General features: G+C 68.5%; 21 protein-coding genes, 1 other RNA gene and 1 pseudogene. 15 read left to right on the top strand and 8 right to left on the bottom strand.

Features of this window, described 5'->3' with window-relative positions:
- The first annotated feature begins 15 nt into the window (after positions 1-15).
- Together ACLQ2T_RS20145 and ACLQ2T_RS20140 are read left to right on the top strand one after the other, a co-directional pair.
- Complete coding sequence (locus tag ACLQ2T_RS20145) at positions 16-2,631, top strand: DEAD/DEAH box helicase (RefSeq protein ID WP_425767995.1); 2,616 nt, start codon at positions 16-18, stop codon at positions 2,629-2,631.
- The gene (locus ACLQ2T_RS20140) at positions 2,628-3,557 is read left to right on the top strand and encodes an SWIM zinc finger family protein (RefSeq protein WP_425767896.1); all 930 of its coding nucleotides are present in this window, start codon (positions 2,628-2,630) and stop codon (positions 3,555-3,557) included. Before ACLQ2T_RS20145 ends, ACLQ2T_RS20140 begins: the two co-directional genes overlap by 4 nt.
- Before the next feature lie 26 nt (positions 3,558-3,583).
- Here the strand turns inward: ACLQ2T_RS20140 and ACLQ2T_RS20135 are convergent, their stop codons facing one another.
- Positions 3,584-3,841: a DUF3040 domain-containing protein gene (locus ACLQ2T_RS20135; RefSeq protein ID WP_425767895.1), complete on the bottom strand. Its 258-nt coding sequence runs from the start codon at positions 3,839-3,841 to the stop codon at positions 3,584-3,586.
- Between the two features lie 449 nt (positions 3,842-4,290).
- On the bottom strand, positions 4,291-4,962 hold the full coding sequence (locus tag ACLQ2T_RS20130; protein ID WP_425767894.1) for a bifunctional DNA primase/polymerase: 672 nt from the start codon (positions 4,960-4,962) through the stop codon (positions 4,291-4,293).
- A 241-nt stretch (positions 4,963-5,203) separates the two neighbouring features.
- Here ACLQ2T_RS20130 and ACLQ2T_RS20125 point away from each other — a divergent pair, with 241 nt between their 5' ends.
- From ACLQ2T_RS20125 to ACLQ2T_RS20105, 5 genes are all read left to right on the top strand, one after another.
- A complete protein-coding gene (locus tag ACLQ2T_RS20125) occupies positions 5,204-6,433 on the top strand; it encodes a helix-turn-helix domain-containing protein (RefSeq protein ID WP_425767893.1) in 1,230 nt (409 codons plus the stop codon).
- 16 nt (positions 6,434-6,449) lie between these two features.
- Positions 6,450-7,022 (top strand): flavoprotein, encoded by a 573-nt coding sequence (locus ACLQ2T_RS20120; RefSeq protein ID WP_425767892.1) that lies wholly within the window; start codon positions 6,450-6,452, stop codon positions 7,020-7,022.
- 163 nt (positions 7,023-7,185) lie between these two features.
- The gene (locus tag ACLQ2T_RS20115) at positions 7,186-8,046 is read left to right on the top strand and encodes a Nif3-like dinuclear metal center hexameric protein (protein ID WP_425767994.1); all 861 of its coding nucleotides are present in this window, start codon (positions 7,186-7,188) and stop codon (positions 8,044-8,046) included.
- Entirely contained in the window at positions 8,036-8,773 is a 738-nt protein-coding gene (locus tag ACLQ2T_RS20110; protein WP_425767891.1) for a zinc ribbon domain-containing protein, read from the top strand. The genes ACLQ2T_RS20115 and ACLQ2T_RS20110 overlap by 11 nt, the downstream gene beginning before the upstream one ends.
- 3 nt (positions 8,774-8,776) lie before the next feature.
- Complete coding sequence (locus ACLQ2T_RS20105) at positions 8,777-9,988, top strand: bifunctional RNase H/acid phosphatase (RefSeq protein ID WP_425767890.1); 1,212 nt, start codon at positions 8,777-8,779, stop codon at positions 9,986-9,988.
- Here ACLQ2T_RS20105 and ACLQ2T_RS20100 read toward each other — a convergent pair whose 3' ends face one another.
- Positions 9,989-10,750, bottom strand: a complete 762-nt coding sequence (locus ACLQ2T_RS20100; RefSeq protein WP_425767889.1) for a sulfite exporter TauE/SafE family protein — start codon at positions 10,748-10,750, stop codon at positions 9,989-9,991.
- A 247-nt stretch (positions 10,751-10,997) separates the two neighbouring features.
- Between ACLQ2T_RS20100 and rnpB the strand changes: the two genes are divergently transcribed.
- Together rnpB and ACLQ2T_RS20090 are read left to right on the top strand one after the other, a co-directional pair.
- Positions 10,998-11,414: RNase P RNA component class A (gene rnpB, locus ACLQ2T_RS20095), an RNA gene on the top strand.
- 827 nt (positions 11,415-12,241) lie between these two features.
- Complete coding sequence (locus ACLQ2T_RS20090) at positions 12,242-13,081, top strand: deaminase (protein ID WP_425767888.1); 840 nt, start codon at positions 12,242-12,244, stop codon at positions 13,079-13,081.
- A gap of 99 nt (positions 13,082-13,180) precedes the next feature.
- On the opposite strand, the gene ACLQ2T_RS20085 is transcribed toward ACLQ2T_RS20090, so the two are convergent.
- Complete coding sequence (locus tag ACLQ2T_RS20085; RefSeq protein WP_425767887.1) at positions 13,181-14,359, bottom strand: hypothetical protein; 1,179 nt, start codon at positions 14,357-14,359, stop codon at positions 13,181-13,183.
- Positions 14,360-14,566: 207 nt separating this feature from the next.
- Positions 14,567-14,977: a GntR family transcriptional regulator gene (locus tag ACLQ2T_RS20080; protein WP_425767886.1), complete on the bottom strand. Its 411-nt coding sequence runs from the start codon at positions 14,975-14,977 to the stop codon at positions 14,567-14,569.
- Positions 14,978-15,394: 417 nt separating this feature from the next.
- Here ACLQ2T_RS20080 and ACLQ2T_RS20075 point away from each other — a divergent pair, with 417 nt between their 5' ends.
- From ACLQ2T_RS20075 to ACLQ2T_RS20055, 5 genes are all read left to right on the top strand, one after another.
- Positions 15,395-15,526: a hypothetical protein gene (locus ACLQ2T_RS20075; protein WP_425767885.1), complete on the top strand. Its 132-nt coding sequence runs from the start codon at positions 15,395-15,397 to the stop codon at positions 15,524-15,526.
- 68 nt (positions 15,527-15,594) lie between these two features.
- Positions 15,595-15,858 (top strand): hypothetical protein, encoded by a 264-nt coding sequence (locus ACLQ2T_RS20070; RefSeq protein ID WP_425767884.1) that lies wholly within the window; start codon positions 15,595-15,597, stop codon positions 15,856-15,858.
- Positions 15,845-16,189 (top strand): hypothetical protein, encoded by a 345-nt coding sequence (locus tag ACLQ2T_RS20065; protein WP_425767883.1) that lies wholly within the window; start codon positions 15,845-15,847, stop codon positions 16,187-16,189. The genes ACLQ2T_RS20070 and ACLQ2T_RS20065 overlap by 14 nt, the downstream gene beginning before the upstream one ends.
- On the top strand, positions 16,176-17,138 hold the full coding sequence (locus tag ACLQ2T_RS20060; RefSeq protein ID WP_425767882.1) for a GntR family transcriptional regulator: 963 nt from the start codon (positions 16,176-16,178) through the stop codon (positions 17,136-17,138). The genes ACLQ2T_RS20065 and ACLQ2T_RS20060 overlap by 14 nt, the downstream gene beginning before the upstream one ends.
- On the top strand, positions 17,126-17,902 hold the full coding sequence (locus tag ACLQ2T_RS20055) for a glycosyltransferase (RefSeq protein ID WP_425767881.1): 777 nt from the start codon (positions 17,126-17,128) through the stop codon (positions 17,900-17,902). Before ACLQ2T_RS20060 ends, ACLQ2T_RS20055 begins: the two co-directional genes overlap by 13 nt.
- Positions 17,903-17,957: 55 nt before the next feature.
- Here the strand turns inward: ACLQ2T_RS20055 and ACLQ2T_RS20050 are convergent, their stop codons facing one another.
- The 3 genes and pseudogenes from ACLQ2T_RS20050 to ACLQ2T_RS20040 form a co-directional block, all read right to left on the bottom strand.
- Entirely contained in the window at positions 17,958-18,857 is a 900-nt protein-coding gene (locus ACLQ2T_RS20050; RefSeq protein ID WP_102660004.1) for an IS3 family transposase, read from the bottom strand.
- Entirely contained in the window at positions 18,854-19,156 is a 303-nt protein-coding gene (locus ACLQ2T_RS20045) for a transposase (protein ID WP_158244936.1), read from the bottom strand. Before ACLQ2T_RS20045 ends, ACLQ2T_RS20050 begins: the two co-directional genes overlap by 4 nt.
- A gap of 60 nt (positions 19,157-19,216) precedes the next feature.
- Positions 19,217-19,434: pseudogene (locus tag ACLQ2T_RS20040) on the bottom strand (hypothetical protein); the annotation flags it as partial.
- On the opposite strand from ACLQ2T_RS20040, the gene ACLQ2T_RS20035 reads away from it, so the two are divergent.
- Positions 19,423-19,779, top strand: coding sequence for a hypothetical protein (locus ACLQ2T_RS20035; RefSeq protein ID WP_425767880.1), 357 nt, complete (start codon positions 19,423-19,425; stop codon positions 19,777-19,779). The pseudogene ACLQ2T_RS20040 and the gene ACLQ2T_RS20035 overlap by 12 nt on opposite strands.
- The last annotated feature ends 381 nt before the right edge of the window (positions 19,780-20,160 follow it).

Genomic DNA, 20,160 nt, shown 5'->3' with positions numbered 1-20,160 from the left:
GTGGACCTGCCCACGATGCCGACCGCGGCGGAGCCACCCGGAAGGCCGGCCCAACCGGCCCCGCGCGCGACACAGCCGGACCTGCCCGTGACGCAGGCAGGCGTGCCTGCGGGGAAGGCCGGGGCCGGTGGGCGGGTGGGGTCCGGGCAGGGGGATCCGGGGCCGGGGCTGCTGGTGGGGGACGCGCTCGATGTGCTCACCGACGCGGCGGTGCGGGCGGCGCTGCCGCAGACCACCCTGACCCGGGGGGCCCGCCGCGAGGGTGCGGTGACGGCCTGGCTCGCCGCGCTCACCGGCCCCCAGCGCGAGTTCACCGCCGAACCGGCGGGGTTGCAGGTCCTGCGCGACGAACTGGAGACCTGGCAGCGGGACGCGGCCGGCGGGGCGGTACGGGCCAGCTTCCGGCTCGTCGAACCGGCCGACGACGAGATCGAGGAGCCCCTGACCGTGGTACCCGCCGACCCGGACGCCGTCGTGGCGACCGGGGAGACCTGGCGGGTGGAGTTCGGACTCCGCGCGGCCGACGACTCGGGTACCCATGTCGACGCCGCCGACATCTGGCGCGGTGCGGCCATGCCCATGGTGGACAGCCCGCAGGAGACCCTGCTGGCCGAGCTGGGTCGGGCCAGCAGGCTGTGGCCACAGGTGGACACGGCGCTGCGGACGGCCACCCCGCAGGCGTTGGAGTTGGACGCCGAAGGGGCCCACCGGTTCCTGCGCGAAGGTGCCCCGATGCTGCACGCGGCCGGGTTCACCGTGCTGCTGCCCTCGTGGTGGCAGCGGCCCTCGGCACGGCTCGGCGCGCGGCTGCGGGCCAGTTCCCGTACCGCACCCGGCACGGTGACCGGCGCCGGTGAGCGGGTCGGGTTGACGGCGCTCGTCGACTACCGCTGGGAGATCGCCCTGGGCGATCAGCCGTTGACCGCGGAGGAGTTGGCCCACCTGGCCGACCTGAAGACCCCGCTGGTACGGCTGCGGGGGCGCTGGGTGGAACTGGATCCCAAGCGGCTCGCCGCCGGTCTGCGGCTGCTGCGCTCCACCGGCGAGTTGACCGTCGCCGACCTGCTCCGGCTGGGGCTCGCCGACGCCGAACAGCCGGACGCCCTGCCGGTGCTGGAGGTCAGCGCCGACGGGGCGTTGGGGGATCTGCTGGCCGGGTCGGTGGAGCAGCGGCTGGCCCCGCTGACCGAGCCGCCCTCGTTCGCCGGCACCCTGCGGCCGTACCAACGTCGGGGTCTTTCCTGGATGACCTTCCTCCAGTCGCTGGGGCTGGGCGGGGTGCTCGCCGACGACATGGGCCTGGGTAAGACGGTGCAGCTGTTGGCGTTGTTCGCGGCCGACCCGCCGCAGGCCGGGCCGACCCTGCTGGTGTGTCCGATGTCGCTGGTCGGCAACTGGCAGCGGGAGGCGGCCCGGTTCACCCCGGAGCTGCGGGTGCATGTGCACCACGGCGCGCAGCGGGCCCGGGGCGCCGAGTTCGGCGACGCCGTGCAGGCCGCGGATCTGGTGCTCACCACCTATCCGACGGCGGCCCGGGACGCGGCGGACCTGGCCGGGGTCGACTGGCACCGGGTGGTGCTCGACGAGGCGCAGGCGGTGAAGAACGCCGCCACCCGGCAGGCCGAGGCGGTCCGTACGCTGCCCGCCCGGCACCGGATCGCGGTGACCGGTACGCCGGTGGAGAACCGGCTGGCCGATCTGTGGTCCATCATGCAGTTCGCCAACCCGGGGCTGCTCGGCCCGGCGGCGACCTTCCGTAAGCGCTTCGCCGAGCCGATCGAGCGGCACGGTGACACCGAGACCGCCGAGCGGCTGCGCCGGATCACCGGCCCGTTCGTGCTGCGCCGACTCAAGACCGACTCGTCGATCATCTCGGATCTGCCGGAGAAGCTGGAGATGGAGGTCGTCTGCAACCTGACCGCCGAGCAGGCGGCGCTCTACCAGGTGGTGGTCGACGACATGATGGCCCGGATCGAGAGCAGCGAGGGCATCGAGCGGCGCGGCCTGGTGCTGGCCACGATGACCCGGCTCAAGCAGGTCTGCAACCATCCCGCCCAGTTGCTGCGCGACGGTTCGGCGTTGGACGGGCGCTCCGGCAAGCTGGCCCGGTTGGAGGAGATCCTCGACGAGGTACTCGCGGCAGGGGAGAAGGCCCTGATGTTCACCCAGTACGCGGAGTTCGGCGGGATGCTGCGCGGCCACCTGTCGGCCCGCTTCGGCCGGGAGGTGCTGTTCCTGCACGGCGGCCTCGGCAAGGCCGACCGGGACGAGTTGGTGACCCGGTTCCAGTCCGACGACGGCCCGGCCCTGTTCGTGCTCTCCCTCAAGGCCGGTGGCACCGGGCTGACCCTGACCGCCGCCAACCATGTCGTGCATGTCGACCGGTGGTGGAACCCGGCCGTGGAGGACCAGGCCACCGACCGGGCCTTCCGGATCGGCCAGCGCCGCCGGGTGCAGGTCCGCAAGTTCGTCTGTGCCGGGACGGTGGAGGAGAAGGTCGCGGCCCTGATCGCGGACAAACGGGGGCTGGCCGCCTCCGTGGTCGGCGCCGGCGAACAGTGGATCACCGAACTCTCCAGCGGCCAGCTGCGCGAGTTGTTCCAGTTGGAGGCCGGGGCGGTGGCGCAGTGACCGGTCCCACCGGCCGGTTCGCCGACTACGGGCGGCCACGCCGGGTCGAGGGCGGGCTGCGGGCCCGCAGCGCCCGAGGCGCCATCGGGGTGTCCTGGTGGTCGCGGCGGTTCCTGGAGGTGCTGGAGTCCTTCGCCCTCGGCACCCGACTGACCCGGGGCCGCGCGTACGCCCGCGCCGGTCAGGTGGTACGCCTCGACATCGCCCCCGGCATGGTGAGCGCGTCGGTGCAGGGCTCCCGACCCCGGCCGTACCAGGTCCACATCGCCCTGCCGCGGTTTCCGGACCCGCTGTGGCAGCGGATCGAGGCCCAACTGGCCGCGCAGGCGTTCTTCAGCGCCCGGCTGCTGGCCGGTGATCTGCCGGCCGAGCTGGAGGAGCTGTTCGCCGCAGCCAGCGCGCCCCTGTTCCCGGCCACCGTGACCGAGCTGGAGCAACGCTGCTCCTGCCCGGACGGGGCAATCCCCTGCAAACACCTGGCGGCCACCTTCTACCTGCTCGCCGAGGCCTTCGACGCGGATCCGTTCGCCCTGCTGCACTGGCGCGGCCGCAGCCGCCAGGACCTGCTCGACCGGCTCCGCGCGCTGCGCGGCGCCCACACCGAGCCGGACCCCACCCGCCCACCAGCCACCGAGTCGGCAGGCCAGCCGGCAGTCACCGAGTCGACGGACGAACCGCCAGTCGAGTCCGGTGTGGGTCGGCCGGCGGCCGGGGCGGTGCGAGCCCTCGCCGACCTGCCTGTCGCGCCCTTGGCGGAGACCCTCGACCGGTTCTGGCTGCCGCCGGTGCCCCTGCCGGATCGCCCGCCCAGCCTGGCGAGCCGTCCGGATCTGCTGTTGCGGCAGCTCGGTGCACCCGCACCGGCGATCGGTGGACCGGGTCTGCTGGAGCGGCTGCGGCAGGCGTACCGCCAGCTTGGTGAGTGAGCGGTCCGGTCGAGCCGCGGCGGTGTTCAGAGCCAGCGTCGGCGGAACCGCCACATGAGTACCGCGTTGGTCAGCAGCACCGCGGCGAAGATCGCCCCGGTCAGTCGGCCGAACGCCACGGTCGTCGCCGGTAGCGCCGCCCACAGCAGAATGGTCAACAGCAGCAGCCACCGCCCTCGTCGACCCCGGGCCCGGTTGTCGAGCCGGGCGAAGAACGCCGGGTCACTCTCCCGTAGATTGCGGGTGATCTGATCGAACCTGCGCTGATCCTCTTTGCTGAGCATGTGCCTTCCCCTCACGCGTTCAGCAACGGCGAGGCGGAATACCCACTGGGGTCACGGCTCACGCGCTTCTCCTGCTGCTACTTTCCCCCGGCAGCTCGGGCCGCCCGGCCCGGGATTTTCTGCCCACCAGTCGGGCCGCTCGTGCGGTTTGCCCCCGTTACAGCCGCAAAAGGGCAGGAGGTCCCAGGCCCGGTCACAGCCAGCGCATCGGCCGGTGGGTGGTCGCGGGGCGGGTGCCGAGCGGTCTGGGTGACCCGGGGCGCGCCCCCGGCGGGCGGGTGGCGGCCCACCGTCGGCCGGGTCGGTGCCGCCGTGGCGGCTCGGCACCGTTCGGGTGGTGTGTGGTGTCGTCCGTGGACATCGCCGATCCCCGCTCCCGGCGCTGACGCGCCGTCGTGGTGTTCAACGACCGGCGCACGGGTGGCGTCGCTGTCCGGGAAGGCGACCGCTCATCCGCCCCGGCGGGGCAGCGGCAGATGACCGGGCACCAGCGCCGGCACCAGGTTGACCCCGGTGGCCCGCAGGGCGCCGATCAGGGTGTTCTGCACCAGGTAGGAGTCGGGCAGTTGCCAGCGGGCCTGTTCCGGAGCCACCACCCAGCGGACCTGACCCTCGGGCAGCCGGGTGGGGGGTGCGGCGATCCAGGAGCCGGGACCGTGCCGTACCACCTGTAGACAGTGCTCCAACTCGGGACGCAGCGGGTCGCCCGGGCGTACCAGGAACATCCACCGCCCGGTCGGGGTGATCAGCACCGGTCCGCGTACGCCCGGACCGGCCGGATGGGCGCGGACCGCTTCCAGGACGCGGCGCCCCAGGTCGGCGGGGATCTCCAGCACGTCGAAGGAGTGCCCGGTGGGCAGCAGTACGCTGTACGGCCGGGCCCGCCACCAGTTCGCCACCCGGGCCGGATCGGCGCTCGCGGCGTGCTCCCAGTTCTCCAGGGCCGGATGGCAGCCGACCGTCGGGCAGCCGGCCCGCCCGCAGACGAAGCGGCTGCGCGCCAGGCAGGCACCGGGGGTCACCTCCCAGCCGTGCATCGCGTACCGCACCGCCACCCGGCGCAGTCGTACCCGTTCCAACGGCGACAGATGTGCCACCCGAGGTCCGACGTTCCCCCACATTGGTGCCATCTCCCCTCGCCGGACCGGCCGGCAACTGTCACGTAGAGCACCGTCACTGTCATCGTTGACGATCGTTGGCCTGACGAGTGGCTGATGCAACTTGCACGAAAGCTATGAGGACTGGCCGTACGGATGACGTACAACCAGTGCGACCAGCGGAAACCTGAAGACGGACGGCTCACCACGCCCGCGAAACGGCCTACGGCGATCGGCCGAGGCTCCATCTAGGAAGGACTGGGAGATGGACGAACTACCCATCGGGCGACGGGTGGCCTACTGGCGAGGACGACGACGAATGTCGCAGCAGGTCTTCGCCGACCGGTTGGGCAAGTCGAAGAGCTGGGTCGACAAGGTCGAACGCGGGGTACGTCGGCTGGACAAGTTCTCCGTCCTCCACGAGATCGCCGACATCCTGCAGATGGACGTGCAACTGCTGCTCGGCAAGGACCCGGAACGACGCGGTGAGACCCTGCACTGCATCGAGCCGTTCGAGGTCGAGGAGATCCGGGCGGCCCTGGAGCGGTACGACGCGGTCAGCGCGTACTTCGACGCCGCACCCTGCCCGCCCACCCTGGCGGACCTGGGCAAGGCGGTCACCCACGCCTGGCTGACCTACCAGTACGGCCGCTACGGCCTGCTGATCCGGGCCCTGCCCAAGCTGGTGCGCGACGCCCAGGCGGCCGACGCCGCCTACGGCGGCGATCAGGCGCGGCCGGCCGCCGACCTGCTCGCGCAGGTCTACCAGATCGCCTCCTCGGTGCTGCGCAAGCTGGGGGAGTGCGAGCTGGCCTGGCTGGCCGCGGACCGGTCCATCGCGGTCGCCCAGCGCGCCGACGACCTGCTGCTCGCCGGAGTCGCCACGACCCGGGTGTGCAACGCCCTGGCCTCGTTGGGGCGGGCCCGTCCCGCGCTGGAACTGAACGTCAGGATCGCCAACCAACTGGCTCCCGGTGGGCAGAACGACAGGACCCCGCAACGACTCTCGGTCTACGGGATGCTGCTGCTCCAGGGGGCCATGGCCGCCGCCCGCATCGGTGACTCCGCCACCGTCGAGGACCTGCTCCAGGGCGCCGAGGACGCGGCCCGGGAACTCGGCGGCGACCAGAACCACTACTGGACCTCATTCGGTCCCACCAATGTCATCCTGCACCGGGCGGCGGCCGCCGTGGAGCTGGGCGACGGGGGCCAGGCCGTGGAGCTGCACCTGGCGAAGCTCCAGAACCCGGCCTTCGACGCCCTGCTGCCGGAACGCCGGGCCCATCACCTGCTGGACCTGGCCCGGGGCTACGCCCAGATCGGCGACCTGGCCAACGCCGGGGAGATGCTGCTGCGCGGTGACCGGCTGGCGCCCTCCGAGATCCGGTGCCGGCCGATCGCCCACGAGGTGATGTCGAACGTGCTGCGTCGCACACGGGGTGCGCCGCCTTCCTTGATCGCAGAGTTGGCTGAGCACATGGGAGTAGGAGTATGACTTCGGGGCCGGTCTGATGACCGGTTCGCACCGCCATGACGGGCACCGTGAGGTGCTGTACATCATCGCCTGCGGTTCGCCGCTGGCCCGAGACGTGGGTCGGCTCGTCGAGCTGGCCCAGCAGGACGGCTGGGACGTCTGCGTGGTCACCACGCCGGACGGCGCCAAGTTCGTCGACCGCGCCGCGTTGGCCCGACAGACCGGCCATCCGGTGCGTACGCACTACAAGAACCCGGGTGATCCCGACGTGTTGCCCTCGGCCGACGCCATCGTCGTCTGCCCGGCCACGGTCAACACGGTGAACAAATGGGCGGCCGGCATCGCCGACACCCTGGCCCTCGGCCTGCTGGTCGAGGCCCAGGGTCTGGGCGTACCGCTGGTCGCCGTGCCGTACACCAACGCCGCGATGGCCGCCCACCCCGCCTTCCGGGCGGCCCTCGACCGCCTGACCGAATGGGGGGTACGGGTGATCTTCGGCGAGGAGGTCATCCCGCTGCACCCACCCGGCACCGGGGAACGGCACCAACACGCCTTCCCCTGGCCGCTCGCCCTCACCGCCCTCCACGACCACCTCATCCACACCGCGTGAAAGGAAGGGCCCCTTGTCAACGCCGCCGGCGGCACAAGGGGCCCCGGTCGACAGCACCCCTGCGGTCGGTCCGGCCTCGGCCGGGTGAGGTCCCGTCCCGCCACCGACGCCGGTAAGCTGGCCCGTCGTGAGCCCAACCGCAGCCGTGCCGACCGTCGCCGAGGTGGTGGCCGAGCTGGAGCGGCGCTATCCGCCGAGCTGGGCCGAGGAGTGGGACCGGGTCGGCCTGGTCCTCGGCGAGCCGAGCGCCCCCGTACGCCGGATCCTCTGCGTGGTCGACGTGGTCCCCGAAACGGTCGCCGAAGCCCTTGCCGCCGAGGTCGACATGATCGTCGCTCACCATCCGCTGCTGCTGCGCGGCGTCTCCTCGGTGGCCCCGACGACGTACAAGGGCCGGATCATCCACCAACTGATCAAGGCCGATGTCGCCCTGTACGTGGCGCACACCAACGCCGACGTGGCCGTCCCCGGCGTCTCCGACGCCCTGGCCCACCGGCTGGGGCTGACCGACCTGCGTCCCCTGCAACCGGCCCGCCCCGGCACCCCGGCCGCCGGTGAGGGTCGAGGGGCGGGCCGCATCGGCCGGCTGCCGCAACCGATGAGCCTGGCCGAGCTGGCCCGGCACGCCGCCGCCGTGCTACCCCCCACCGCAGTCGGGGTACGCGCCGCCGGAGCCCCGGACCGTGTCGTGCGTACCCTCGCGGTGTGCGGTGGATCCGGGGACAGCTTCCTGGCCGACGCGACCGCAGCCGGCGTGGACGCCTACCTCACCGCCGACCTGCGCCACCACCCGGCCGGCGAGCACCTCGCCACCGACGGGCCGGCGTTGCTCGACGCCACCCACTGGGCGACCGAGCGACCCTGGCTGGACGACCTGGCCGCGCTGCTGCGGAGCACCCCGGGGGTGCAGACCCTGGTGTCCGACCTGGACACCAGCCCGTGGACCGTACACGCAGCCCCACCCTCAGCGGGCGGGCCCGCAGTGGCCGAACCCGTAGACAAGGAGCCCGACCGTGAAGGCTGACCCCCAGGTCCAGCGCCGCCTGCTCGACCTCCAGGCGATCGACACCGCCCTCGCCCAGCTCGCCCACCGGCGGCGGTCGCTGCCGGAGCAGGCCGAGCTGGAGGCCCTGGCCCGGGAGCTGTCCGCCCTGGAGGACGAGCGGGTCCGCGCCCAGGTGGCGGTCGACGACCTGGACCGGGACATCGCCCGGATGGAGAAGGACGTCGACCAGGTACGGGCGCGTAAGGCCAAGAACGAGGACCGGCTGGCCGCCGGCACCGGCCCGGCCCGCGAGCTGGAGGCCCTGCAACACGAACTGGCGTCGCTGAACCGTCGGCAGGGCGACCTGGAGGACGCCGAACTGGAGCTGATGGAGCAGCGCGAGACCGCCCAGGCCGTGCTGGACGGGGTGGAGCAGCGACTGGCCGAGGTCCGCGAGCGGCGGGCCGCCACCGAGCAGCGACGCGACGAGAGCCTCGCCGAGATCAGCCGGGAGGAGGAGTTCAAGCGCTCCGCCCGCCAGCCGCTGGCCAACGACCTCCCCGCCGACCTGGTGCAGCTCTACGAACGCATCCGCACCGACACCGGGCTCGGCGCCGCCCTGCTCTACGCGGGTCGCTGCGGTGGCTGTCGGCTGGACATCTCCGGTGCCGACCTGGCCCGCATCCGTAAGACCGACCCGGACGAGGTGGTCCGCTGCGAGGACTGCCGACGGATCATGGTCCGCACCAACGAGTCCGGGCTGTAGCCGGTGGCGCCGCGTACCGTCCTGGTCGAGGCCGACGGCGGCGCCCGGGGCAACCCGGGCCCGGCCGGGTACGGCGCGGTGCTGCGCGACCCGGCCACCGGCGAGGTGCTGGCCGAGCGCAGTGCCGCGATCGGCACCGCCACCAACAACGTCGCCGAATACCAGGGCCTGCTCGCCGGGCTGACCGCCGCGGTCGAGCTGGGGGCCACCGAGGTCGAGGTCCGGATGGACTCCAAGCTGGTGGTCGAGCAGATGTCCGGCCGCTGGCAGATCAAGCACCCGGGGCTGCGTCCGCTCGCCGCCCAGGCCGCCCAACTGGTCGGCCGCATCGGCACGGTCCGGTTCACCTGGATCCCCCGGAACCGTAACGGCCACGCCGACGCCCTGGCCAACGCCGCCATGGACGCCGCCGCGACCTCCGGGGTAGCCGTACCCTCCGTCGAGCCGCCCCGCCTGGTCGAGCCGCCCCGGAAACTCGGCGGTGCCCGGCCGGCCGGTGGCGGCGCCGCCGAGGTCGCCGCCCGCGCCGAGGCCCCTGGTGCCGACCTGACCACCGCGCCGGTCTCCTGGGAGCCACGGCCCAGCTTCACCGCCACCCGGCTGATCCTGGTCCGGCACGGCGAGACCGAGTACACCGAACAGGGCCGCTACTCCGGACGCGGCGATGTCGCCCTGTCGGCCAAGGGCCAGGCCCAGGTGCGGGCCACCGCCGCCCGGGTCGCCGCCCTCGCCCCGGACACCGCCGCCGTGGTCAGCTCACCCCTGTCCAGGTGTACGACGACCGCCACCGCGATCGCCGCCGCCCTCGGCGACCTGCCGGTACGACCCGACCAGGACCTGATCGAGTGCGACTTCGGTGCCTGGGAGGGCCGCACCTTCGCCGAGGTACGCGAACAATGGGCGGGCGAGTTGGACGCCTGGCTGTCCTCCACCCGCATCGCCCCACCGGACGGCGAATCCTTCGCCGAGGTGGCCGAACGCTGTGCCCGGGTGACCGAGCGCCTGACCTCGGCGTACCCCGGTCAGACCGTGGTGGTGGTCTCGCACGTCTCGCCGATCAAGCTGATGCTGCGCGACGCCCTGGCCGCCAGCGACACCTTCCTGCACCGGCTCTACCTCGACGCCGCCGGCATCTCGGTGCTGGACCGCTGGCCGGACGGCGGCATCGCCGTCCGCACCGTCAACGACACCGCCCACCTGGCCGACCTGCGCTGATCAGCGGAAGGACCGCCACAGCAGGTACAGCCCGATCGTGGTGCCGAAGACCACGATGATCGCCTTCAGCAGCCCCGACGGCAGCCGACGCACCAGCCGGGCACCCGCGTACCCGCCGACCAGGGTGGCCGGCGCCAGCAGCGCCACCCCTACCCAGTTCACCGGCCCGGCGAGCGTGAACACCGCCACCCCGGTCAGCCCGATGATCGCCGAGAGCAGATTCTTGATCGCGCTCACCCGGGCCAGGGAGGCGTCCAACACCAGGGCCAGCGCGGCGACCAGCATCACCCCTACGGCCGCGCCGAAATAGCCGCCGTACACCGCGGCCAGCGCCACCACGACCTGGATCATCAGACCCCGCCGCCGCGGCGACAGGTCACCCGGATGCCCCACCAGCCGCCGCAGCGGATCCTGAAACGCCAGCACCGCGGTCGCCCCGAGCACCAGAAACGGTACGACCACCTCGAAGGCCCGCGCCGGGGTGACCAGCAGCAGCCCCGCACCCGCCAGCGCGCCGAGAATCGTGGTCGGCACCAGGGTGGCCAGCAGCCGCCCCCGGGGCAGATCCATCCAACTGCCCGCCACCGCGGCGCCGTACCCCGGGAACACCGACACCGAGTTGGTGACGTTCGCCGGCACCGGCGGCAACCCCACCGCCAGCAGCGCCGGGAAGGTGATCAGCGAACCGCCCCCCGCCACCGCGTTGACCGTACCGGCGGCCAGTCCGGCCCCGAGCAGCAACGCGGCGTCGGCAAACTCCATGATCCTGAGGCTAGTACCACCCCTGCCCCGGCCCGCAGCCCGGCTGCGCCGCCCGCGCCGGGCCGCGCCGGGCGGTGAGGGGCTGTGCGGGGCCGCGCCGGGCGGTGCCGGGCCGTGCCAACTTCGGGGAAGTTGTCGGGTCCAGCGGGTCGGGAGGCCACAACTTTCCCGAAGTTGCGCGGCCCAGCGGTGGTGCAGGGCGGAAATCGGGTGGGCTGACGCGTCGTTAGGATGAGTACGCGACGGACGAGTCGACCGGGCGGTCGCGTCGGCGGGCAGCAGCCCGCCGCCGAGGAACGTCCGGACTCCACAGGGCAGGGTGGTTGCTAACGGCAACCCGGGGCGACCCGCGGGACAGTGCCACAGAAAACAGACCGCCGACCCGAACTGGGACGGTAAGGGTGAAACGGTGGGGTAAGAGCCCACCAGCACCCCGGGTGACCGGGGTGGCTCGGTAAACCCCACCCGGAGCAAGGCCAAGAAAGGGTCGTCACCGCAAGATGACGACCCGCGCAGACGCTTGAGGGCTGCCCGCCCGATGTCTGCGGGTAGGCCGCACGAGCCTGTCGGCAACGGCAGGCCGAGATGGATGGCCGCCGCCGGCGCGAAACCCTTCAGGGGTACGCGTCGCGCACAGAATCCGGCGTACAGGTCGACTCGTCCGTCGCTCACCAGCTCAGAGCTTTGATCAAGGCTCTGAGCTGGTTCTATGTTGGTGTGTCGATGGTCGTTCATGGTCAACATTGGGCGGCGTTTGACGCCCTGACGACGCCCTGACGCCCTGGAGACGCCCTGAGCGTGGGGTCAGTGGAGCCAGCCCGCCCGACCTGGGTGCTGCCCTGCCATGGGGACCGTCGGGCCTGTGCGTGGGTACCGGTGGTGGCCGGGCACGTCCTGGCGGTGGGGCTGCTTCCGTGGGCCGGTGACACGGTGGCAAGCCAGTCCCGGGGTTGGACTGGTGCGGCAGCCGGAAGCCCCGACGACGCGACCAGGCCGACCCGCCGGCTTCCGTCTCGGCCTCTCTGGGCCTGGCACCCGATGTGGTGGGGGCGGTGTCCCGGCGGCTGTCGGTGGCTCACCGCCCCGGCGCCGTAGGCGGCCGGGGCGGCTTGCCGCCGGCCGGGCTTGCCGCCCCGCACCGCGCGGAGCGCGGTGCCTTGATCTCGAATAGAAGAATTCGGCAGAGAAGCAACACCTGGGGGGGCAACACCTGGGGCAACACCTGGGACGGATCCGTCAAGCATCAGGTGGGACTAGACAAGCAGTTGTTGGGAGTAGTTAGCAGGGTCCTCCGTCGCCTGGTGCGCGATCCGCTTTCGCACCAATCTGTGACACCCTCGGCGCGTTGGTCGCCGCATGGGTGGACATACGAGCCAGCGGGGCGGCCTCTTCCAGACGAAAGGCCGCCCGATTGGTGGCATTTGAGAGCTATGGAAAGCCGGGCGGGCTCCCCCGTTACGCCTAACCAAGCCGCATGCAACAATAATCATCATGGATGACCCGAATCGGCAATTTATGCGAATCGCCATCGAAGAAGCGAAGAAATCGGCCGAGGATGGCGCTCGTGTCGGTGCCGTTCTTGTCCGAGATGGCGTGCTGCTTATGGCAGGCCACAAGGGTGAATTGGGGGATAAAATGCATGCGGAGCAGGTGGTTCTGAAGAAGGCGGAAGAAGCGGGCATCGATTTGCGCGGCGCAACGGCTTTTGTGACGTTGGAGCCGTGTTCTAACCTGACGACGAAGAGAACTTGCTGCGCCGATCTTCTGGCTGCCGCTGGGGTCGCTGAAGTCTACATCGGTCGGTACGATATAAACCCACAGATCAATCGCTTAGGCTGGCGAGCGCTTGTTGATAATGGTGTAAGGTGCCGAGACTTCCCCGCTGACCTCCGCAAAGAATTAGAAGCCTTGACTTCTCGGTTCGAGGGATACTTTCTTCGGCGGGACGGCCTAACCGGAATTGCAAAGTTTGATTTCACGCAGAATGGCGGACAATACGTTTTCGCGACAGACGAAACCGAAAACGCTCGCGTATGGGTGACGCGATGGAATAACTGTGGAGCCCAAGCGATTTACGCAAACGGCGGTCTTCCGGGCTTCGTGGCGTTAGCACGCTACGCGCGAGAATTTGATGAGATCGATGACCCTGACGCGCTCGACTATGGTAGTCACTCCGCATGCGTTGCTATCGGCGAAATTGCCTCCTTTCGCAACGAACATGGTCACGTGCTGTGTAAGGTGCTACAGATCGAACCCACACCTGATTATGGTGGTGGTCCCCATGTATCGGTGAAGGTGTCCTACCAGATTCGGCTAAGGGCTGATAGTTAGTCCTGACTTCGAGCTGCGGCTAGAGCGCACGTTCGAGGGTGCGATACTCCTTTATCGGCCAGCTACTCTATCTGTGCTAGATTGTTGAATTTGCCAGTGCTATGGTGCCATGTCGAGAAGCGACTCGAAACTAAGTTGCCCAAAGATTATCGCTATCACGGCTAGCACAACGACTAATGCTTGCCACCGACTCTGCAACCACGTGAGAGAAAGATCAGCGTAGCGAGCAACAGCGCGAACCCTTCGCGCTGCCCCGCCCGCGGCTGGGCCGGTAGCCAGGGGTCTAGGTGAACCGTCTGCTCGAAATATGTTAAGTCGCTTGACAAGTTGTTTGCGCCACATATTATCGCCTGAAATCATGAAGCCAGCGGTTGCTTTAAGTGTGGAGATAGTGGTCGCTGGAACTTGCGCCTCAAGTGACCTTGCTGAGCTGCAATATAAGCGGATGTGATCTGCCACGGCTCTGTATATGGCTGCAACTGGGTGGCTATTGCCGGGACCCGCTAGCGAGTCTTCTCGCCTAGCCATTCGGTCGAGGATATGCGCTACGAGTAGTAGTTCAGCTCGCGCCCAACCTATTGGGTCAGACTTTCGTTTGGATAATGCGCGGCGAGCCTCGCTTGGTTTGGCGTTCTGAGCGATCACTTGATTAATTTTAGATATTGCAACAAGGCTTGAGGGGTACCGAAGGATGAGGTTCCGTGCGGGTTCGGTAATAAATGCTACTCCTAAGAGCCCAAGCATGAAGGATAAGGTGATTTCAGCCTCTGCTTCTCCAGCTAGGCACAACACGAAGTAGATGCTTACGTGAGCCATCGCGATGATGGTCACGGAAGTGAGGCCGATTAGATTGAAGATTTTAATCCAAAGCTTTCTTACGCCAACAGGATCTTTCTTGTAGATATCCGCTGGGAATACTAGCAAGCTTCGCCCTCTAAATTTGGTGACATGAGAGATGCTGTAGTGAAACGCGGTTGCCATACTGAAGAGAGAAAGGCCGCCAAGTAGTGCAATCGCTGATTCGCGTACCTCTTCTCGCAGATGCTCCGGGTAGATGCTCGTAACGAGCGGAAGGGCTATTGATCCGTCGTATTGAATTAGTGCCCCAATGCCGAAGATGGCGAGCAGGTAGTCAGACAGCTTTCGATCGATTATTCCTGAAGCGAGGCGTGTCTCGACGAAGAGAAGGAAGAGAAGTTGGCCTGCCAGCAGAGCAAGGCTCAATAGCCATATGCCGAAGGGGGAGACGAAAGCTAGTAGAACTCGGGGCCAGTCCATCGTCGTGATATATCACCTGACAAAAGGCGCTCAAGGTTTGTGTCGGATACTTGCCAGACAGAGCCCTGGTGCCTAAATCTACTGATTGCAGGCTCACCTGGCCTGAGATCCGTCGCCGGACGCTGTAGTCGCAAGAAGTGATCCGAGGCGGTAGACGAGAGCCTGAACCGTTCCGCGTCTCGATGACATATGGAAGGTGCGCTCGGCCTACGGGCTAGTGCGGTGTAGGTGGTACGCCACGATAACCATTTCAACCTGATCTTCCTGCCGAATGACCGTCTCCCGTTCGATCAGCGTTGTTCCGACCTCGACCTGGAACAGCTTTGCCAGGCGTGCATCTGCTGGCATTTCTCGCTGGCTGGTGCCCGCCTCGGTCGGCGCGTCCTGTATTTTTAGGTTCGCGTATGTGCCCCTTCCTTGCTCAGTGGTGGCAAAGCCTTCCTCACGTAGGACAGCAATTGCATTGCGGATCGTGCCGCGAGCTACCCGGAACTCGGCGGCAAGGATGCTTTCGGCCGGCAACAGCGCTCCGGGCGGGATGCTGCCGCTTTTGATTCGCTCTCGCAGCTCGTGGGCAATGACTCGATAGCGGGGTTGTCCGTAGTGCGGGGTGGGCACCTGCTTACCGTACCTGGCACTTGTCTTACCAAGTGCCAACCAGGTGAGTCGTGTTGATGTGTAGACAAGTCGTCCACTTGTAGGTACGTTTCCGGGTGTGCGGCTTGGGTGACGGCGTGTATCAGGGGTGGTGCTGCGTCGGCCTGGTCGTGAGGCGCGGCGTCCTGGTGGGCCGGTTGCGGTGGCCGCGCGTACAAGGTGGCTCGGTGATACCCGACCCGTCCGGTGTCGGACGGTGCGCCGTGCCCTGTGTCGGGCCGGTGGCCGGCTGATTCCCCCTGGTCGGCCGTCGGCTCTCCTATTCCTGGAGGTGTGATGCCTGGCTCTCATCGTCGACGTCCCTGGTTCTCGTTCTGGCGGTCCCGCCGAGAGCCGGACCAGGCCGGACCCGCAGCAGGGAACCGACCCCGCGATTCCGTGCCTGTTCGCAACGCCGCTCTGCTGCGCTGGGCCATGGAGCGGACCCGTGAGCTGCCAGCGCTGCGACATGCGCCGCTGCTGACCCGTGGCCAGATCTTCCGGGGCAACGGTGGACGGTGGCCGCTATGAGTCAGACGGGTCGGCGGCCCGCCGTGGAGCATCCTTCGTGGTGTGCGCCGGATCGGTGCGGTCATCTGGTGCCGCCGGTGCTGGCGCACATGGCGCGTCGCCATCGGGGCGTGCTGCTGCGGGTTGGTGAGGTCCGGTCCTCTGGGCTGGTCGTGTCGTACCTGATCGGCTCCGACGACGAACCGCCGTCGGTCGCGGTGCACTCCTCCTGCCGGGCCGGCGCTGGCTGGGCCGAACTCACCCTCCCGCAAGCGGTGCAGCTGGTCGATCAGCTTGGCTCGCTCCTGACGCAAGCCGCCGACCCAGGGGAGGGCCAGCATGGGCGGCTGTGACGAGCCGACCTACACCCCGGCGGTCAACACTGCCGACGAGGCGTCGTGTCCTGACTGGTGCCGGGGGTGTGGGCCGAACGATCCGATGCACCGGGGGCTGTTGGCCACGATCGGTAGCGAGGGCGGCGGCTGGGTGAGTCTGCAACTGCTCCTGGATCGCTTTCGGCGACGTGACCCGGTTGTGAAGGTCGACGCGACTCGTTCGGGGGCGACGCGATCGGTGCTGCTGTCACGGAGGCAGCTCGATCGGCTGATCTACGAACTGGCGCACGCCCGGTGGCGGGTTATGACCAAGGGACAACCGTTGGAGGGACACGATGACCGCCACTGACCGCAGCTCCCGCCGTACGCCGATACCCGCGCTTCGTCCGCGTCGGCCGGTGGTCGAGGTGCCTCCGGTGCCGGAGCGGCCGGCGGGTGGGACCACCTGGCAGTCGTTGGAACGTCTAGGGGGTACGGTGACCGGTGTGCATGGCCGGGACTGGCGCCCTCGTTACCTGCAACTCGCCGAAGAGTTGCGGGTCAAAATCACGAGCGGAGAACTCGCCCCCGGCACGCTGATGCCGTCCGAGACGGAGTTGGCCGAAACGTCGGGACTGTCGCGTACGAGTGTCCGCAACGCTATCCGGCAGCTCCGGGAGTGGGGCTTGGTCCGTGCGGAGCAGGGGCGCGGCACCTACGTGCGGGCACCGCGCCAGCGGGTACGGCGGCGGAACGCGGAGCGGTACCAGTGGGAGAAGGACCGGGTCCTGCTCGACGAGGCCGAGCGGTTCAAGACTGGCGCGACTGAGCATGACACCGGTCTGACCGTTGATGACCTCAAGTTCCACGCCGAGTACACCCGCGTGGAAGCGGACGCGGAGATGGCGGCGGCGTTGCAGGTGGAGCCGGGTACGCCGTTGCTGCGGCGGGTGTACTGGACGTCGTCGCGGCATGAGAATGCGCCGTTGACCATGTCGTACTCGTACCTGCCCTATGAGCTGGTGGCTGCGAACCCGGACCTACTCGACGCCAGTAACGAGCCTTGGCCCGGCGGCTCGCAGCACCAGCTCTACACGGTCGGCGTCGAGTTGGACCGGATCGAGGACGAGGTTCGGGCGCGTCCGCCGTCGCCGGATGAGGCCGAACTCCTCGACATCGACCCGGGTGTGTCGGTGCTGACCGTGCGCAAGACCTCCATCGACACCACTGGCCGGGTCGTCGAGGTGGCCGATGTGGTGATGCCGGGGGACCGGACGGAACTGGTGTACTCCCACAAACTGCAACGGTGGAAAACTTGACGGACCTCGTCTCGGTCATCACCCCGGTCCACGCGCCCAGCATCGAGTACCTGGCCGGCGCGTACGACTCGTTGGTCAAGCAGGACATGCCCGACGGGTGGGACTGGCAGTGGCTCGTCCAGGAAGACGGGCAGACCGGCGCGTTGAACGGGGTGCTGCCGGACGACCCTCGCATCAGCATCGGCGGCGGTCGTTCCGGCGGCCCGGGTGTTGCCCGCACCCTCGCTCTCTCCCGCGTCGCTGGCGACCTAGTCAAGGTGCTCGACGCGGACGACCAGCTTACGGCCGGCGCCCTCGCCCGCGACATCGCTGCCTTCGAGGCGCATCCGCGCATCGGCTGGACGACTTCACGCGTCCTGGACTTGATGCCCGACGGGTCAACCGTCGGATGGGACAAGGACCCGGACGGCGGAACCATCGCCCGCGGTGCCGTTCTCGCCTTCTGGCAAGCCAACGGCTACCGCGCCCAGGTCCACCCCGCCACGCTGTGCATCCGTCGGGATCTGCTCCTGGCCCTCGGCGGCTGGATGGCACTGCCCGCCTCCGAGGACACCGGTCTACTCCTAGCCGCGAGCGCGGTCAGCGAGGGCTACTTCACCCGCGAACACGGCCTGCTCTACCGCAAGTGGCCCGGCCAAGTCACCAGCCAAGCCGCCCACCGCGAACCCATCGAGTACGAAGGCCGAATGAAAATTATCGAGGCCAGAGCCGTAGCCCTGGCCTCGATACTTCCTGACGGGTTGCGGGTCACTACTGCGGCATAGCCTCATGCCTCCTGGGCTTGACCCGTTTCGACGGACAGGGTCGATGAGTTGGTCTTCAGGCTACCTTGAGCGCCGGCACCAAGCTGATGTCGGTGCCGTCTTCGTAGGCGGCGGGGCTGAGGTAGCCGAGGCTGGAGTGCCGGCGGCGAGTGTTGTACCAGCCTTCGATGTACTCAAATGTGGCCTGGTGGGCGGCTTTGCGGGTGGGCCAGGCCTGCCGGTGGATCAGTTCCGTTTTCAGGGTCGAGAAGAACGACTCGGCGACCGCGTTGTCCCAGCACTGCCCGCGCCGGCCCACGCTCAGCCGTACACCGTGGCGTTTCGCGAGGCGGGCGTGCTGAGCGCTCGTATATTGACAGCCGCGGTCGGAGTGGAAGACCAGGCCGTCGGCGGGACGGCGCCGGGCGAGGGCGTCGGACAGAGCGGCGTCGACCAGATCGGTCTTGAGATGGTCAGCCGTGGCCCAGCCCACGACCCGGCGCGAGGCCAGGTCGATGACGGTGGCCAGGTAGAGCCAACCTTCCCACGTGTTGATGTAGGTGATGTCGCCGCACCAGCGGGTGTCGAGCGCCGCCGGGTCGGCGGTGAAGTCCCGCTCGACGAGGTCCGGCCGGTTCCCGGCGTTCGGGTCCGGGATCGTGGTCGCCTTCCAGCGGCGTGGGCTCTTGCCGCGCACGCCGGCCTCGCGCATCCGGGCGGCGATGCGTTTACGGCCGTGGCGCCGTCCGGCCGCAGCGAGTTCGGCGTGGATGCGCGGCGCCCCGTAGGTGCCGTTCGATGCCGCGTGCACGGCGATGATCTGCTCGGTGAGTTCGGCATCGACGCGGTCGCGGGCGGACTGCTCGCCGCGGGCGTGCTGGTAAAAGGCGGACCGGGAGACCTTCAGCAGCTCGCACGCACGCTTGACGTTGTGCTTGCCGGCCTGCTCCGCCTCGATGAACGGGTACACGTTCACCGGGTCTCCCTCGCGAAGAAAGCCGTGGCCCGTTTCAGGATGTCGACGTCCTGCTGCAACCGGCGGTTCTCCGCCCGCAGCCGGGCCAGTTCCGCCCGCTCGTCGGAGGCGAGCCCGTCCGTGCGGGCCCCGGCGTCGATCTCGGCCTGTTTGACCCAGGCTCGCACAGCCGTCTCGGTCAGGTCGAAGTCCCTGGCCACCTGCCCGACGGTGCGGTCACCACGCTGACACAGCTCGACGATCTCGGCCTTGAACTCGGGCGTGAACGCCCGCCTCGGCCGCGATCGCTTCTTTCCCACGCTCTCCATGATGCTGGACATCCTCCCGGAGACTCCAGGTCCCCTGATCTTGGATGTCCGTCAAAACGGGGTAGGCCCATCCGGCATCCTATGGTTCCGCCGGCGCTCCTTACATCTCCGCGTCATAGATGTGCCGCCGGCCACCAGCCAGAGGCCCCCGCGCGTAGTGCTCGACCTCCTGAAACGCCGCGTAACACCCATCGTCGAACCCCTCCATGATCTGAAAAGGTTAAGCGACGAGGCAGGAGGTTGCAGCCCAGCGGTTCATGCTCGACGCGGCCGAAGGGCTTTACGTCCGCTGCCAGGCGTGCCGGTCAGGTTTCAGTATCGACCACTCCGGCGGTGGCCTCACTTCAAAAATCTGGCTGGGCCGCCGGGTGGGTGAGTGGTCACCCGAGAGTATTATGGTTGGCGAGGCAAAGGTGATGATGGTGATAGGGGGCGCTATGGATATTGATATCTTTAGTGACTCGGGCTTAGGCTTGGGTAGGATTGTAGGAAGCTATCTGTTTCCGCTTTTCGTGCTAGCGATGATTATTTACGGGATTCGCCGTCAAATACGGATTCGCCGCTTCCGCGCGGAGCGGGCGGAGCGAGGTGTGCCGCAACGGAAGTCGAAATAGCGGGACGGACCGTTATTCTGAGTTGCGGTTGGCTGTGACGTGCTGCAGAACGAGGATGCTCTGAACAATCTTGGTCGCCGGCCCTGGGCGGCAGTGCGGATTGGGTCAGGAGTTCCCAGGCCTTAGGGTAGCGGTCGCGATCGCTGCAGTTGCATATTCTGCGTCCCAATGACGTGTCTCTCGATGGCCCCACACCTGCTTCCGCCACCGCCCGACTCGCCCCCTTTGCCCGTGTGACGGAGACCAAACTTTGCGTTGCTGGGCCTGCATTCGTGAGGTGCCTCGCTTACGTAAGCGAGGCACCACACAAATGGAGTTGGACGTGACACACGTAGCCGGCAAGAATTTTTTGGGACAGGGGCGCCCGCCCGGTGTTTACGC

The sequence above is a fragment of the Micromonospora sp. DT229 genome (assembly GCF_049844505.1).
In the GTDB taxonomy this organism is placed as follows: Bacteria; Actinomycetota; Actinomycetes; order Mycobacteriales; family Micromonosporaceae; genus Micromonospora.
The sequence above is the reverse complement of the archived record's forward strand: the minus strand, read 5'-3'. Positions and strand labels throughout refer to the sequence as shown.